Below are 14,354 nucleotides of genomic sequence, written 5' to 3'. Positions count from 1 at the left end.
ATGGCACAAATTCGCGTCGAAAACCTGCGCAAGTCGTTCGATCAGTTCACGGCCGTGCAAGGCTCGAACTTCACGATCGACGACGGCACCTTTTTCGCGATGCTCGGGCCCTCCGGCTGTGGCAAGACGACCACGCTGCGCATGATTGCGGGCCTCGAGCTGCCGACCGAGGGCAAGGTCCTGCTCGACGGCGAGGACGTGACGTTCCGCCGTGCCGCGGCCCGCGACATCGCCTTCGTCTTCCAGCTTTTCGCGCTCTATCCGCACATGAATGTTGCCGACAATATCGGCTTTCCCCTGAGGTGCCAGGGCATGGGCCGGCGTGCGGTCCGCGAGCGCGTGCAGGAGACGGCGCGGCTCCTGCGGATCGAGCGTCTCCTGTCGAGCAAGACGTCAAAGCTGTCGGGTGGCGACCGCCAGCGCGTGGCGCTGGGGCGCGCTATGGTCCGGCGGCCCAAGGCCTTCCTGATGGACGAGCCGCTCGGGGCGCTCGACGCCGAGTTTCGGCATCTGATGTGCGGCGAGCTTCGCGACCTCCATGATCGCATTGGTGCAACTACGGTCTACGTGACACATGACCAGCTCGAGGCGATGTCAATGGCGGACCGGATTGCCGTCATGAACAAGGGGCGCGTCGAACAGATCGGCTCGCCGCAGGAGATCTATGACCGGCCCGCGAGCATGTTCGTGGCCGATTTCATCGGCTCGCCGTCGATGAACTTCTTGCGCTTTGAGGGCGGCCTACGATCCGGAGATCGGGCCATCGCCTTCCATGATGCCAGCATCGCGGTCCCTGAGATCCGCGAGGATCGCGCGAGCGCCCCGCTGGCGCTCGGGATACGCCCGGAGCATATCCGTTTCGCCGATGCAGCACCCGTCCGCGGCGAGGTGTTCGGCGCAGAATATCTCGGCACGACGCAGATCGTCACGGTCGACACGGCGCATGGACGCGTCGCTGCCCGGCTGCCCTCCAGCGCGTCGGTGCGGATCGGCGAGACGGTCGGTCTCGAATTCCATTCCGAACGACTGGCGTTGTTCGATGTTGGCAGTGGCATGGCGATCCGGACCGCCAATGAGGGGAGCCCGCGCCATGGCTGACGTCAGTCTGCGCAACATCAGCAAGCGCTTCGGCACAATAGAGGCGGTGCGCGAGCTCTCGCTGGCGATCAATGACGGGGAATTCCTGGTCCTGCTTGGGCCGAGCGGCGCCGGCAAGACCACGACGCTGCGGCTGATCACCGGGCTCGAGAGCCCCGACACCGGTTCGGTCATGATTAACGGCCATGACGTGACGCATGATCCGCCGGGATCGCGCGATATCGCCTTCGTCTTCCAGCAGTACTCGCTGTATCCGCATCTCACTGTCTATGACAATCTGGCATTCCCGCTACGCTCGCCCGCGCGGCGCGTGCCCGAGCCCATCATCCGCAAGCGTGTCGAACAGACGGCGGAGCTGCTGCATATCGCAAGCAAGCTGAACAACCGTGCAACCCGCCTGTCCGGCGGTGAGATGCAGCGGGTGGCGATCGGCCGCGCATTGGTTCGAGATCCCGCGATCTACCTGATGGACGAGCCGCTCTCGTCGCTGGATGCGAAGCTCCGTTCGGAGCTGCGTCTCGAGCTCAAGCGGATCCAGCTCGAGCTTGGCGCGACTATCCTTTACGTGACCCACGACCAGGTCGAGGCTATGACCATGGCCTCCCGGATCGGCGTGATCAAGGATGGCCAGCTCCTTCAGCTCGGCACGCCGCGGGAGATCTACGAAAGCCCCTCCAGCTCCTATGTCGCCTCGCGTCTCGGTACGCCGCAGATCAATTTCCTTCCGGCACGTCTCTTGTCCGACGTGTCGGTGCCGCCGGAAACGGAGACCGTCGGCATCCGTACCGAGCATCTGAAGGTCGGTGCGCGCAATGGCGGACGGATGGTCGGCCGCGTCCACCGGGTCGAGCACCTCGGCGAACAGAATCACGTTCATCTGGACTATAAAGGCGAAGTGCTGGTGACGCTTGCGGATCCGCATCAGCAGCCGCTAAAGGCCGGTCAGGAGGTCGAATTGCACCTGGTACATCCGCTCTGTTTCGATCGCGCGGGGCGACGCATCCCCGCGATGATTCACTAGAGGATCATGTCGATGTCGCTGCAACCCGGGACGTTCAAGTCGTTGATCAAGGTGGCCGCAGAGCAGGTCATCGCCAGTGCGCCGGAGCTGACGAGCCTGGATCAGGCGATCGGCGATGGTGACCACGGAATCAACATGAAGCGCGGATTCGAAGCGGTTCTGGGCAAGCTCGATGCGATCTCCGCGCAACCGCTCGACGAGGCGCTGAAGATGATCGGCAAGACCCTGGTGATGACGGTCGGCGGCGCGTCCGGGCCGCTTTACGGGAGCTTCTTCCTCGCCGCCGGCGAAGCGCTCTCGCACGACAAACACTTGCCGGACGACCTCGCGGACGTTTTCGGCAGTGGCGTGAACGCGGTGAGCGCGCGTGGCCGCTCGCAGGCCGGTGAGAAGACGATGCTCGACGTGCTTGTTCCCGTCCTGGAAACGCTGAAGACGGCGGCCGGCCAGCCGGATCTAATCGCGCGCGTCCGGACCACCGCTGCCGAGGCGGTCGAGCGGACCGCGCCGATGCAGGCCACCAAGGGGCGGGCGTCGTTCCTCGGGCCACGCAGCGTCGGGCACGTCGACCCCGGCGCCCGCTCGAGCTGCGTACTCGTGCAGGCGGTCTGCGCGAGCCTGGAGGGACAGCAATGACCGACACTGTGGGTATTGTGATCGTCTCGCACTCGAAGGACATCGCCAAGGGCACCGCCGACATGGTGCGGCAGATGGTCGGCAGCGAGGTCAAGGTGGCTTTTTGCGGCGGCAATCCCGACGGCGGATTGGGCACCAGCGTCTCCCTGATCATCGACGCCATTAATGATGCCTGGTCTGCCAAGGGCGTCGCAATCCTCGTCGACCTCGGCGGTGCCGAAACCAACAGCGAAATGGCGGTCGAGATGCTGGAGCCTGCGCGGCGCGATCTCGTTGTCGTATGCAACGCGCCGATCGTCGAGGGCGCCGTGATGGCGGCAACCGAGGCCGCAGGCGGCAGCTCACTGGCCCAGGTCAAGGCCGTGGCCGAGGAACTCTCTGCCGACTGAGACGTCGGCGAAGCGATGATGGAAGATGAGCATGCTGGACAAAGCGGACGGACAGATTTTCACCGGAAATGTGCGGCTGGTGCACGCGGTTGGCATGCACGCGCGCCCCGCGGTCAAGCTGACCAAGCTCGCCAAGAAGTTCCAGGCCCAGATTTCCGTGCGGGTCGCAGGCGCGGCCGAGTGGATCAATGCCAAGAGCGTGGTCAAGATCATGGCGATGCGTGCGGCCCACGGCAGCACGATCGAGATCAGGGCGTCCGGCAGTGATGCGGAAGCCGCCGTTGCGGCGCTGGTCGACCTGATCGCAACCGATTTTCCGGACGGGGCTTAGCAGCATGCAGGGTAGCGCGACAGGACTGGCCTACCGCGGCAGAACCGCCTCGATCGGCTTTGCCCATGGCCCGCTCGTCCGGGTCGGCGCGGACAACAACGGCGAGCGTGTCGCGGGCAACCTGGCTGAAGAGGCGCTTGCTCTTCGTGCTGCGATTGACGCGGCAAGCGGGCAGATCGCGGATCTCGCCGGGATCGCCGGCGGCGAGGCTGCACAGATTCTCGAATTCCAGGTCGCGCTGCTGGAGGATGAGGATTTCATCCAAGCGATCTTCGCATCGATAGGCGATGGCGATCCGGCGGATGTCGCATGGCGTTCGGCGCTCGACGCGCAGATCGCGGACTACAATTCAGCCGCGGACGAATATCTGAAGGCGCGCTCTTCGGACCTCGCGGACCTGCGCGACCGCGTGATCAACATTTTGCGGGGCGATGGGGGCCCGGCGCTGGAGATTCCGAGCGGCGCCGTCGTCTGCGCCGACGATCTGCCGCCCTCGCGATTCCTGGAGATCGACTGGTCCGGCGGCGGCGGTCTGGCGCTCTTGCGTGGCAGTCCCACGAGCCACGTCGCGATGCTGGCGCGCGCGCGGGGCATTCCCATGGTCGTGCAACTCGGCGCCATTCCGGACGTCGGAGCCAACGCGCTGCTCGATGGTGAAGGCGCGACGCTCGAGCTCGATCCCAGCGCGGAGCAGGTTCGCCTGTTCGAGAAGCGGCGCGAAAGCCATCGCAAGAGCAGGGCGTCCGCCCGTGCGATCCTGCGGCGGCCCACCGCATTATGGCGCGGCGAGCGGATCAAGCTGTTTATCAACATCCAGCGCGTCGACGATCTCGAGCATCCCGACGCGCAATATGCCGATGGGATCGGCCTGATGCGCACCGAGTTTCTGCTGACGGAGAGGGGCAGTTTGCCCGATGAGGAGACACAGTTTCAGGCTTACGATGCGGTGCTGCGTTGGGCCGACCAGCGCCCGGTTACCATTCGCACGTTTGACGCGGGCGGCGACAAGCCGGTCGCCGGCTTTACGCTGGAGGGCGAAGCCAATCCGTTCCTCGGAGTTCGGGGCTTGCGGCTTTGCCTGGCCCGGCCCGAGATCTTTGCCATTCAGCTCCGCGCGCTGGCACGGGCCGCCGTGCGCGGAAACCTCAAGGTCATGTTTCCGATGGTCACGTCTGCGGCTGAGCTCGAGGCGGGGCGGAAGCTGTTTGCCGATGTCGTGCAGCGCTTGCAGGCGGACGGCATTGCCGCGATGCTTCCCGAGCTGGGAATCATGGTCGAAGTCCCGGCGGCGGCCCTGGCTATTACGAGCTTCAAGACGTCCTTCTTCTCGATCGGCTCGAACGATCTCGCGCAATATGTCCTCGCCTGCGATCGTTCCAATGGAGCGCTTGCCCCCTTGATGGACCCGCTGCATCCGGCGGTGCTCGAATTGATCGCGCGGACCGCCGAGCATGGGCGGCGCGCCGCGATCAGCGTCAGCCTATGCGGCGACATGGCAAGCGATCCGCGCTGCCTTCCCGCATTGCTGAATTGCGGCTTGCGCGAGCTATCTGTGAATGCATCGGCGCTCGCGCAGATCAAGCAGACGATCGACCGGCTGAGCAGCGGAGGGGGCCTTGACTGACACGGCGATCGATGAGCCGGCAGAAGCCGGCGCTGTTGCAGTTTACAAGCGCATCTTCAAGGAAGTGCTGGAGAGCCGCCCCTCGGGCATGCGGCTGCGTCTGGCGCATGCCATTGGGAAGAACCGCAGCTTCGTCAGCCAGATCAGCAATCCCGCCTATCCGGTGCCGATACCCGTGCAACATCTCAATACGATCTTCGATGTCTGCCACTTCCCTCCGCAGGCGAAGACCGCCTTTCTTCGCGCATATGCACGCGCGCATCCGCGCCGGATCGGCCGACTGACCGAAGGATCGCATGAGCGGACCTTGACGCTGCATTTGCCAGATCTCGGCAGTGCGAAGCGGAACGCCGAGCTCGATGCGCTGCTCCAGGAATTCGCGCGGCGCTTGATTGCCATCATGCGGGAAAAATAAGGCGTGAGGCCAAAGGGAAGAAGCGGGGAGGAGACAATGAAGAAGTTCATCAATTCGGTCGACGGCGTGCTTGCGGAGAGCCTCGACGGACTTGCGGCCGCGCATGCCGATCTCGTCGCGCTTGGGCCGGAGCGGAAATTCGTGCGGCGCCGTGAGCTGAACCCGAAGAAGGTCGCACTCGTCTCGGGCGGCGGCAGCGGGCATGAGCCGCTGCATGCGGGCTTCGTCGGCTATGGCATGCTCGACGCCGCCTGCCCGGGACAGGTCTTCACGTCGCCGACGCCGGACCAGATCGTCGAGGCCGCTCAGGCGGTTTCGGGTGAGGCCGGCGTGCTGTTCATCGTGAAGAACTACGCGGGTGACCGCATGAATTTCGAGATGGCGGCCGAGATCGCCGAGGGGCTCACGGCGACCATCGTCACCGACGATGACGTCGCGGTCGAGAACTCGACCCACAGCATCGGGCGTCGCGGCGTGGCTGGCACGCTCATCGTGGAGAAGATCGTCGGCGCGGCAGCCGAGAAGGGCGCCGACCTCAAGGGCTGCGTTGCGCTCGGCGAGCGCGTCAACGTGCGCACGCGTTCGATGGGCGTGGCGCTGACGAGCTGCACGGTCCCGGCTGCGGGCACGCCGACCTTCTCGCTCGGCCAGGACGAGATGGAGATGGGGGTCGGCATTCACGGCGAGCCGGGACGCCGCCGCGTCAAGCTGGAGCGGGCAGACGCGATCGCGGACGAGATGACGACGGCGATCGCGCAGGATCTCGACGCGCGCGACGGGGCCGAGGCCCTCCTGCTCGTCAACGGATTTGGCGGAACGCCAACGATCGAGCTCTATCTGATGTACAACGCGGCCCGCCGGATGCTTGAGAAGCGCGGCTTGCGCATCGCTCGCTCGCTGGTCGGCAGCTTCGTCACCTCGCTGGACATGGCCGGGTGCTCGCTCACCGTCAGCCTGCTCGATGCTGAGACGACCGCGCTCTGGGACCATCCCGTGCGCACGGCGGCATTGAAATGGTAATCGCGGTTGTGAGCGGCAGGTGATCGCTTTCGCGCCGGCGAAGGATCAGCGGCGACGGCCCACTCCCGCTTCGGATTGTGCCAGTCTTCCCTCACTGAAACTTGCCGCGTCTCGCGGACACGGCGTCTCTTTCGCATTGACTGGGAAGCGTCGATGCAAAGTGTGTTGCCTCAAAGAAAACGCAGCGATTTGGAAACGTACCCCTTGACGCCGATGTCGATCGCGGTTGCCACGAATACAGGATCGTCGTTGACGCTAAACATCACGATGCGCGCTTCGGCATCTCTTCCAAAGATCTGTCGAGCGAGCTCCATGCCGGAGACGGATGGCAGGTTGATGTCTATGGCGCAGACCTCAGGAGGTCCGGCAATAAAGGACGCCAATCCACTGGCCGCATCTGCCGCTCCTGTGACGATGAAGCCTGCCTCGTCGGCAAACAAGGCCTGGCAAGCAGCTATGATGATGGGATGATCGTCGACGATCAGTACTCGCATCAGGCTCCGTGCAGCGATATTGGTGGCCTAGACGATGTTGCAGTAACGCGCATCGCAGGCGGACATTACCGACGGATTACGACCGCGAGGCCCGCGCGGCCTCAACGTGCTGAAGGGATGCCGAGAATGATTGTTCTCACCATGCGTTGAAGTTGGTGACGAGTTGCTTATCCAAGGACAAGCTTTCCATGCCACTGGAAAGCAAAATACCGCTTCGGTTATGGTGTCCACTCCCGGGCATGTTTCGTTTGTGGTGCAAGAAGTGCCCGATCTCGTGCGCCATTACACCAATGAACGCTTCGCCAAGATCGAACACGGGCGGATTACCTTGGTCAACAACCACGAATACCTGCTCATCAGGCAGATACTCCCCAGCCGCCTCAGTATCCATTGCAGCATAATCACCGACCAGAAAGCAGGTGAGATCGGCGCCGCGCCTCTTCAATGGTGCGATATCCTTTCGAAAAACATCCCGCGAGATTTTTGGTCCTAAGGCTTTCTGGACCGTAATCCATTTGGCATCGACCAGCGTGAAAAAGATGTTCGTCTGAGCCCCGAAGACCCAGTTCAGCCTGGTGAGGAACCAGGGCACGTCATCCGGCGTCCATTTCGTGGCGTTGATGACTTTGCCTGACTGATCGAGGTGCTTGAGAAATCTGAACGCGATCGTGAAGTCTTTGCGCTGCAGAATGGCGACCTCCAACTTGATGGCCGTGTTGCCGCGCGCGGCTTTGAGTTCCGGAATACCGACACCTTTGGCAACGACCTTGAGGCCGCGCGCACTGCCATCCAGTCGCGCAGTGCGATACAGCGCTGTACGCAGGCGCAGCAATTGATCATCGCGCTCCTGACCTTTTTGCTCTCCATAGCGACTGTTGATGTATTCCCGAGCGACGCGTTCGACTTGCTCGAAACGCACATCCTCAACCTGTAACCGGTCGCGATCATACGATAGGTGAACGTCCTTGCTGTCGCGCAGGCAGACCAAGTTGAAGCCTCCCCGAGGAACGATCATGAAGCTTTGCGCCGCGTACACACCAGAATCCTGCAAGAACTGAGCGAAGCTTGCCATAGCTTTCCCAAACCTTAGATCACGATAGTGTCGCGCTCGGACCACCGCGCCGGGGATAACCATCCGTCACCATTGCTCGCCGGTTGAGCCAGCAACATACTGGAAATTAGCCATGCGGGGCAATGCGCTGGCGTCGATTTTGCGGTCTGGACTTCGTTGGCGGTTGCGAGGGCGAGCGAGTTGTACGTCGAGTGGCTATTCTGACAGCGGATGTCGTTAGCTATTCACGCCTTATGGCGGTGACGGGCGCGGCGCGCTAGCGACGCGGAAAACCGTCTGCCAAGACGTCGTAGACTCAACGATTGCGAGCCACGGCGGGCGCATCATGAAGACTACCGATGACGAGTTGCGGTTCATTAGGTATACTGGCGATGCGTGCCGTCTGCTCTTCGACGGAAAACCATGCCTGGCGTTGGCGACACATGGAAACGCAGCAACACAACTGCCGATTTTCATCGGGGAACATCATATGCTCCCGGCTGGATGCGGGCCGCACGTGAAGGAGAATCCCGGCAAATCTTCCCGACTACACCGGCCGAAGTCCAGTTAGGAGTAACCTGCCGTTTCTTTTGCCGGAGCGTAGCCGGACGACTATTGCTCAACCACGCAAGGAAGGTAGGTCATGCCACTGACCGAAGGCGACGTCCTGGACACACTCAGCGACTCGGTTGCGCTTGGCATCGAGTTTTACGTCGACAAGATCCATATCAAGGGCGAGTACTTAACGACAGTTCGCGATCACATTCGTGCCGGCAATATATTGGTGAAGGGCGGCACTCAGGATCTCGCCTTCTACGATCAGGCCACGGATATTCTCTTGACGCAGAAGAAGTCGCCTCCCGCAAATGATAGCGATCGGGCGCTGCTCCTGCATGAATGCGTCCACGCCATGATCGACGTCTATGATCCTGACGGCGCTGTTACGCGCCACATGGGCGAACTGGCCGCCTACCTCACTCAAACGACATATAGCGTTCGCAGGAATCCGTCGTCTAACCGCAACGGCACCGCCCCCTGGGACAAATTCTGGGGCGACCTCTACGCCACGGTGCGCGCCAACAAGCTCGACACCAGCGCGGGCAACGGCGTCCGGATCCCGTCGGCGACGCTCGAAAATCTGCGCCGGCAACTCGCTGCGCTGCCTTTTGTGAACTATGGAAAGTTCGCTAAAGAGGCGACCGGCGTGTCGGATGGGCTGATCCGCAGGAACTTATTTCTGTCGAGCGATGAACCTGTGTCCATGCGATCATCGAGCGTTTCCCACGAAGCTTATGTTGATCCGAGCGATGACTATTTGATACGCACCTTGATGGATGCCTACGCGAGCACCGATGTTAGAGGTTATGGCAGCCGCCTGCGCCGGCTACGTCGTGATTTTCTCTATTGCTCGCTGTCTCGCGCCCATGAGCTCCAGAAGAGGTTCTCGGTGCGGAAGCGTGGAGACCGGCTCTCCGAACTGTTTCACGATCGCCTGTCGCATGGCGGCCGCGCAATTCTTCTCCGTGTGCTTGCGCTGCGAAGCTGACCAGCACGCTGGACAAGTCGGAAAAGTGCTCTCAAGAGGAAGAATGCGCTACCGCACCGCGTCGAATTCTCGGTGTGTTGGTGCATCATTAAGTAGACTCCCGACCACTCCTTTGCAGCGGATTCTAGTCCAGGTGCCTTGCGCGCAGATCTTGAAGGTCCTTTTTCAATGCCACCAGATCTAGCCCGCGAGGAAAAGTGAGGCGTCCAGAGCGGATCACGAGCCGGACATAAGGATACCGTTCTTCGGCAAGCATCGGAGAACTAATCTTGTACTTGTGCCAATCTTCGACGATGTGTGCCTGTTGTTCGACGTTGTATGAGTCCCAGCTATCCCCGGGCGTGTAGTCGTAGCCGGCACCGACCGTCTGCGCCCAGAAGGAGCGTGCCATTGTCCAGTTTGAATCGTTGAACGCCTGCCACACGTGGGTCATTTCGTGCACGAAGAGGTCGCAAATGCGACCGAAGTCGTCGCACAAGAGGCCGAAGGTGGGGCTAGGCGATGCCAGGTTACTGAACGCGACATTGCCAAGATTGATGGCATACCGCATGCTCGGCACCATGGGATTGCTTCCTCTAAAGAATGGTCCATCGTTCGTCCACGGTCTTCCGCCTGCTCCCAGGCCATTGGTAATCGCGATTGTCTCCCATGGCGGCAACGTCGGGCCAAAGACGTTGCGCGCGAAATCCCGTTCGCTGACGTCTAGGACGCGCGCGAAGTCGGGTCGGCTTCCTCCACATTCCGGCGGGGTCGGAGCCGCTGGGGTGGGCGCAACCGGTGGAGTGGGCGCAATCGGTGGGGGAGGCGGCGTACCTGGCGGCAGATAGATGAATCCCCCTCGCCATCCACCTTTCCCGCCGGTCGTACCGGATGAAAACGCAAAATTCTGGCGGTCGGGCGACATCGCGCGGCAGCCTACATACTCGGCCAGGTACCAGTTCACCTGCCGTGTGGCTTGTTGGAAATCGCGCTGTTTGACGAGCCTGATGCCTGGAAAATTGAACTCGATGAGGTCCCAAGGGTCGATGCCGATCCGCTTGGCGAGGGATATCCAGGTCTCGCCTGCCGTCACCGCATGCCGGATTCCTGCTGGCGGTACATAGCTTTCGACGATAGGCTTCAAGGGCCTTTCCTGGTTCGGCAATGTGAGATCTCCCCCCTGCTGGTTCCTGCGGAACTACGCGGTCTCGCAACCAATATCGTGGTCGCCGCTACCTCGAGGCGGTTCGATAGTTCCATTCATTCGGGCCACGAACTGGCAGTGGCAAATCGAGGAGCCTCATTCGTAGCTTGGAGGCGTAGACACGGAGCAATGCCGAACGAGCAATGTCCGCTTTAGCGCCTGCCTTTCGACTTCGAACCGAGCAGATCATGCGTTCCGCTGATGCTCACCGTTCCCGAGCACTCGAAACCACCGAAAATTCCGCAGGAGCCGGTGACCGTAACGCGCAAGTCTTTGCGTTGGTACATGTCGACCGAAATGCCCACGCGCGAAAAGTCGTTCGCGCTGTTCGGCAGGATCAGATCGATGTGCTCTGCGGCCCATTGCGGTATATGCTTGTTGCTCTTCCAGAACAGTTCATTGCCGGCGTGATGCACGAAGTTCGGCCCGACCGTAAGCGCACCGTCCACGCCCTCGAACACGAAGCCTGTTTCGTCGATGTGCACGTTCACCCGATCGGGTGCTACGGCGAAATGCAGCGAGGTGATGTCCTGGGGCTGCGGGTCCTTGCCGAATTGCGAGCTGTAGGCGTCGCTCCATTGTCCGCGGTCGCGCCCGAGCCCGAAGCCGTGGCGGCCCGGGAGATCCCGCGTTGAGAGTGGCTTGTCGGACAGTTTGGGGCGCCAGATCTCCCGAAACCCCTTGCCGATCGTTGCCGCCATCGACAGATCGAGGGCCCAATGCGACGCCTTCTCCGGGCTTTGCCCTTCGGCGAATGCGTCGAATCCGTCCGTCGTCTTGGCAATGCGCAGCTTCTTGATCAGCTCTTCCCAGTCCTTGGGCAGGAAGGTGACGCCATCGAGCGTGGTCGTCGCGGCAGCGACACCATACTTCTCGAGTTGGTGTCGGATGTAGGGCTTCTCGTCATAAAGGCGCACATCCGGGTTGGGGCCGGCAAAGTAATTCTTCAAATCGATCTGCGGCCGAAGCATGGTCAGTCGCGCCGCGATCTTCCGGTAAGTGTCGGTCGTCGTCGGATCAGTCGTCGTCATGGAACGCCCTCCGAGCCAATCCTTGCCTCAGATTGGTCTCACCCGAACGGGCTCGGGTTCAATGCCGGCTCGCTCGATCAAGCTGCCGCCCGGCCCAGGTCATTCGAATTCCTGGCGCGCCAGCGCAGTCACTGTTTGAACCTGCCGATCGGAAATGGCGACCACCATCCGTGGGGTAGTGTAGTGTGAACAACGAGGACGATCAAATGTCACTGCGGAGCAGGGTGTTAGACGTACTCAGTGGCCCGGCGGTCGCACGCATGCGGTTCCGGTTTCCGATCCGCGGCAGCCATGTGACGATTGCGCCGCAAACGTTCCATCACGTCGCCCGCGCTATCCGGTTGGGGCAGGTCACCGTCAGACCTCCGACGGATCTCGCGGCAGGCGTTGCTGCACAATACAACGATGTCGCGAGAACCAGGGCGGACGGCACAGCGGTTGCGGCGAACACGCTGGAGGTCGTGTCGGCGACGGGGCGGCTGGACGAGGCCTATATCGTCCACGAAAGCCTGCATGCGGCATATGATCTGTTGCGTACCGGCCTCGATGCCAATGCGGAAGAGGCGTCTGCGTACGTCTGCACGGCGCTCTATTGCCGCATGACAGGCCTGCCACGCCCGCGCTGGGCCAACGGGCCGATCTACGCCAATGCCGCAGAGGTCGCCCGAACGCTGCTGTCCCAGTATCAGAAGGGCGATCCCGGGATTCCCTGGGTCGGCGAGCATGAATGGAAGATGCTGCGTGCAGGTGTTGGCCTCGATCCGGTCTATGCCAGCGGACCCGGCGGTATTCTCACGGGATGGCTCCTCGGCCAACAATATACCCACGACGGCTAGAGTGACGGGGGCCGCATCCGTTTCAGGAAATGGCAGGAGCTTCCAACTCCTGCCGTTCATCGCCAACGGAGCCGACGCACTTGAGCGCGTCATGCGACCAGCAGGCCCAGCTTGCCGACCATCGCAAGCGAGCGTTGAACACTTTCTCGCGTTGACAGCAACAACGGATCGGCAGGCTTCCCGGCACTATCCTTCTGGTCTACCTGGATGGTCGGGCCGAATTTTTCGGTCATTTCGGCCGTGATCTGGTCGATGGTCCGCGCACCGTCGAGCAATTGCAGGAAATCCCTGGTCCGGTCGTCTTCCAACTGTACCGTCTGGTGGAGGAGGTTGGTGACGAGCGGACCTGTTTGCGCTTGTCTTCGTGCGAGCAGGCTCGCCTGCGGATGCTCGGTAGCTTCCTTCAACAGAAATGGGCGCGACAGCAGGAAAGAGACCTCGCCGCTGCAAGCCAGGATGAACATTGCCTCCGTCAGCACCTTTTCGGCATCATCCGTGTGCCGGCCGCCCAGCAGCGCGCCGGCGCCATCGAGCAGCTCGCCAAATGATAATGCGCGCGGCCAGGCCCGGCCGAGACATAGATACGCAGCCTTCAAGAGCGGATTGGTTACCGTGACCCTGCTGCCGTCCTGGTTCTCGAATTCCATCGCGGAATCGTCGGTCACGCAGGCGTCGGGGTCAACCGGGTTGGTCGTGCTCAGCAAATGGAACTTGGTGACGAAATCGAGGTCGATCTGGCGGGATAGCGAAATGCTGTCGTGGCAGAGCAATGTGCGCCGAAAGCCGTTGCCGTCGATGAAGTCCTGATATTGATCGCGCGCCATGAACTCGCTCTCCGGGAAGCGCTGCAGCGTCGCGCGAACCTCCTCGGAATAGCCGGCAAGATAGCGTCGTGAGAAATCAGCGTCGCTCAGATATTGCAAGCCGTGGCGGCTTGCGTCTTCGGCAACCTCATGCAGCAGGAAGGCCTCGGCGCCATCATCGAGATCGTCGTGAAATAAGAGCTCGTCGGGGGACTTGAGGACGCGGTTGTACTGGTCGCGCATAACTGCGCCGTGCACCGAGTTGGCCTTCGAGCCGTCGCTCAGGAACTTCAAGATCGCGCGGGCCTGTCCTACCTTCTCCTTCATGTCGGTGAGACGGCGGGTGTGATACCGCATCATGTCGCGGACCAGGTCGCGAAGATGCGAGAACGGGTGCGCGTTGTAGCTGACGTAGCAGACCCCGCGCGGAGCCATGTTCTGCTTGAAGATCATCATCATCTTCTCGCGCACCGCCGGCGGAACCCAGGAATACACGCCGTGCGCTATGATGTAGTCGAATTGCCCGAAGCTTTCGTCGACATTCATGATGTCGCAGTGCAGGAGCTTGATATTGCTGAGGCCCAATGTGGCGATATTTCGCTGGCCGCGCTCGATCGTCACGCCGCTCAGGTCGACACCGACGAATTCGCTGTTTGGATATTGAAAGGCCATCGGCAACAGGTTGCCGCCAACGCCGCAGCCAAGCTCGAGCACCCGGCAACGCTCGACCGGAGCCGCCTGCATGCCGTAGACGGCAGCAATGGTAGCGAGATGGTTCGGATGAGTGAGCCCGTAGACGTGGCCAGGGTAGTAGACCTCGTCGTATGGCGTGGGACCGGTGCTCGGGTGGCGATGCTCGGTTTGAATGTTCATCGT

At 61.8% G+C, this 14,354-nt stretch carries 15 protein-coding genes; 10 read left to right on the top strand and 5 right to left on the bottom strand.

Translation table 11 applies throughout. The features are described from left to right. The 8 genes from EI171_RS30195 (at position 1) to dhaK (ending at position 6,534) form a co-directional block, all read left to right on the top strand. Positions 1 to 1,098, top strand: a complete 1,098-nt coding sequence (locus EI171_RS30195; RefSeq protein WP_028170682.1) for an ABC transporter ATP-binding protein — start codon at positions 1 to 3, stop codon at positions 1,096 to 1,098. Next, positions 1,091 to 2,119 (top strand): ABC transporter ATP-binding protein, encoded by a 1,029-nt coding sequence (locus EI171_RS30190; protein WP_161535488.1) that lies wholly within the window; start codon positions 1,091 to 1,093, stop codon positions 2,117 to 2,119. The genes EI171_RS30195 and EI171_RS30190 overlap by 8 nt, the downstream gene beginning before the upstream one ends. Before the next feature lie 12 nt (positions 2,120 to 2,131). Then, positions 2,132 to 2,755, top strand: a complete 624-nt coding sequence (gene dhaL, locus EI171_RS30185; RefSeq protein WP_028170684.1) for a dihydroxyacetone kinase subunit DhaL — start codon at positions 2,132 to 2,134, stop codon at positions 2,753 to 2,755. Further along, positions 2,752 to 3,144, top strand: coding sequence for a dihydroxyacetone kinase phosphoryl donor subunit DhaM (gene dhaM, locus EI171_RS30180; protein WP_011086355.1), 393 nt, complete (start codon positions 2,752 to 2,754; stop codon positions 3,142 to 3,144). The genes dhaL and dhaM overlap by 4 nt, the downstream gene beginning before the upstream one ends. 25 nt (positions 3,145 to 3,169) lie before the next feature. Next, positions 3,170 to 3,475: an HPr family phosphocarrier protein gene (locus EI171_RS30175; RefSeq protein WP_049832360.1), complete on the top strand. Its 306-nt coding sequence runs from the start codon at positions 3,170 to 3,172 to the stop codon at positions 3,473 to 3,475. 4 nt (positions 3,476 to 3,479) lie between these two features. Beyond that, positions 3,480 to 5,099 carry a phosphoenolpyruvate--protein phosphotransferase gene (gene ptsP, locus EI171_RS30170; RefSeq protein WP_161535487.1) on the top strand — a complete coding sequence of 540 codons (1,620 nt, stop codon included), beginning with the start codon at positions 3,480 to 3,482 and terminating at the stop codon, positions 5,097 to 5,099. Between the two features lie 88 nt (positions 5,100 to 5,187). Next, complete coding sequence (locus tag EI171_RS30165; RefSeq protein WP_370163087.1) at positions 5,188 to 5,514, top strand: hypothetical protein; 327 nt, start codon at positions 5,188 to 5,190, stop codon at positions 5,512 to 5,514. 36 nt (positions 5,515 to 5,550) lie between these two features. Then, positions 5,551 to 6,534, top strand: coding sequence for a dihydroxyacetone kinase subunit DhaK (gene dhaK, locus EI171_RS30160; RefSeq protein ID WP_028170688.1), 984 nt, complete (start codon positions 5,551 to 5,553; stop codon positions 6,532 to 6,534). Positions 6,535 to 6,704: 170 nt separating this feature from the next. On the opposite strand, the gene EI171_RS30155 is transcribed toward dhaK, so the two are convergent. Beyond that, on the bottom strand, positions 6,705 to 7,028 hold the full coding sequence (locus tag EI171_RS30155) for a response regulator transcription factor (RefSeq protein WP_011086360.1): 324 nt from the start codon (positions 7,026 to 7,028) through the stop codon (positions 6,705 to 6,707). A 136-nt stretch (positions 7,029 to 7,164) separates the two neighbouring features. Next, entirely contained in the window at positions 7,165 to 8,100 is a 936-nt protein-coding gene (locus tag EI171_RS30150) for a hypothetical protein (RefSeq protein ID WP_161535486.1), read from the bottom strand. A 622-nt stretch (positions 8,101 to 8,722) separates the two neighbouring features. Here EI171_RS30150 and EI171_RS30145 point away from each other — a divergent pair. Next, complete coding sequence (locus EI171_RS30145) at positions 8,723 to 9,625, top strand: hypothetical protein (RefSeq protein WP_011086363.1); 903 nt, start codon at positions 8,723 to 8,725, stop codon at positions 9,623 to 9,625. Between the two features lie 124 nt (positions 9,626 to 9,749). On the opposite strand, the gene EI171_RS30140 is transcribed toward EI171_RS30145, so the two are convergent. Both EI171_RS30140 and EI171_RS30135 read right to left on the bottom strand, forming a co-directional pair. Continuing rightward, complete coding sequence (locus EI171_RS30140) at positions 9,750 to 10,748, bottom strand: hypothetical protein (RefSeq protein ID WP_161535485.1); 999 nt, start codon at positions 10,746 to 10,748, stop codon at positions 9,750 to 9,752. 212 nt (positions 10,749 to 10,960) lie between these two features. Next, positions 10,961 to 11,839 carry a hypothetical protein gene (locus EI171_RS30135; protein ID WP_028170692.1) on the bottom strand — a complete coding sequence of 293 codons (879 nt, stop codon included), beginning with the start codon at positions 11,837 to 11,839 and terminating at the stop codon, positions 10,961 to 10,963. A gap of 260 nt (positions 11,840 to 12,099) precedes the next feature. Between EI171_RS30135 and EI171_RS30130 the strand changes: the two genes are divergently transcribed. Continuing rightward, positions 12,100 to 12,675: a hypothetical protein gene (locus EI171_RS30130; RefSeq protein WP_236842224.1), complete on the top strand. Its 576-nt coding sequence runs from the start codon at positions 12,100 to 12,102 to the stop codon at positions 12,673 to 12,675. 89 nt (positions 12,676 to 12,764) lie between these two features. Here EI171_RS30130 and EI171_RS30125 read toward each other — a convergent pair whose 3' ends face one another. Further along, on the bottom strand, positions 12,765 to 14,351 hold the full coding sequence (locus EI171_RS30125) for a methyltransferase regulatory domain-containing protein (RefSeq protein ID WP_161535484.1): 1,587 nt from the start codon (positions 14,349 to 14,351) through the stop codon (positions 12,765 to 12,767). Positions 14,352 to 14,354 lie beyond the last annotated feature (3 nt).

The organism is Bradyrhizobium sp. LCT2, assembly GCF_009931255.1.
Lineage (GTDB): Bacteria > Pseudomonadota > Alphaproteobacteria > Rhizobiales > Xanthobacteraceae > Bradyrhizobium > Bradyrhizobium diazoefficiens.
This window is presented reverse-complemented; position numbering and strand designations above follow the sequence as displayed.

Excerpts from the sequence above, each read along its gene's own strand:
- dhaM (WP_011086355.1), top strand. The coding sequence starts at position 2,752 with ATGACCGACACTGTGGGTATTGTGATCGTCTCGCACTCGAAGGACATC.
- EI171_RS30150 (WP_161535486.1), bottom strand. The coding sequence starts at position 8,100 with ATGGCAAGCTTCGCTCAGTTCTTGCAGGATTCTGGTGTGTACGCGGCG.
- EI171_RS30190 (WP_161535488.1), top strand. The coding sequence starts at position 1,091 with ATGGCTGACGTCAGTCTGCGCAACATCAGCAAGCGCTTCGGCACAATA.
- EI171_RS30125 (WP_161535484.1), bottom strand. The coding sequence starts at position 14,351 with ATGAACATTCAAACCGAGCATCGCCACCCGAGCACCGGTCCCACGCCA.
- dhaK (WP_028170688.1), top strand. The coding sequence starts at position 5,551 with ATGAAGAAGTTCATCAATTCGGTCGACGGCGTGCTTGCGGAGAGCCTC.
- EI171_RS30195 (WP_028170682.1), top strand. The coding sequence starts at position 1 with ATGGCACAAATTCGCGTCGAAAACCTGCGCAAGTCGTTCGATCAGTTC.
- EI171_RS30155 (WP_011086360.1), bottom strand. The coding sequence starts at position 7,028 with ATGCGAGTACTGATCGTCGACGATCATCCCATCATCATAGCTGCTTGC.
- EI171_RS30165 (WP_370163087.1), top strand. The coding sequence starts at position 5,188 with ATGCGGCTGCGTCTGGCGCATGCCATTGGGAAGAACCGCAGCTTCGTC.
- ptsP (WP_161535487.1), top strand. The coding sequence starts at position 3,480 with ATGCAGGGTAGCGCGACAGGACTGGCCTACCGCGGCAGAACCGCCTCG.
- dhaL (WP_028170684.1), top strand. The coding sequence starts at position 2,132 with ATGTCGCTGCAACCCGGGACGTTCAAGTCGTTGATCAAGGTGGCCGCA.
- EI171_RS30135 (WP_028170692.1), bottom strand. The coding sequence starts at position 11,839 with ATGACGACGACTGATCCGACGACGACCGACACTTACCGGAAGATCGCG.
- EI171_RS30175 (WP_049832360.1), top strand. The coding sequence starts at position 3,170 with ATGAGCATGCTGGACAAAGCGGACGGACAGATTTTCACCGGAAATGTG.
- EI171_RS30130 (WP_236842224.1), top strand. The coding sequence starts at position 12,100 with ATGCGGTTCCGGTTTCCGATCCGCGGCAGCCATGTGACGATTGCGCCG.
- EI171_RS30145 (WP_011086363.1), top strand. The coding sequence starts at position 8,723 with ATGCCACTGACCGAAGGCGACGTCCTGGACACACTCAGCGACTCGGTT.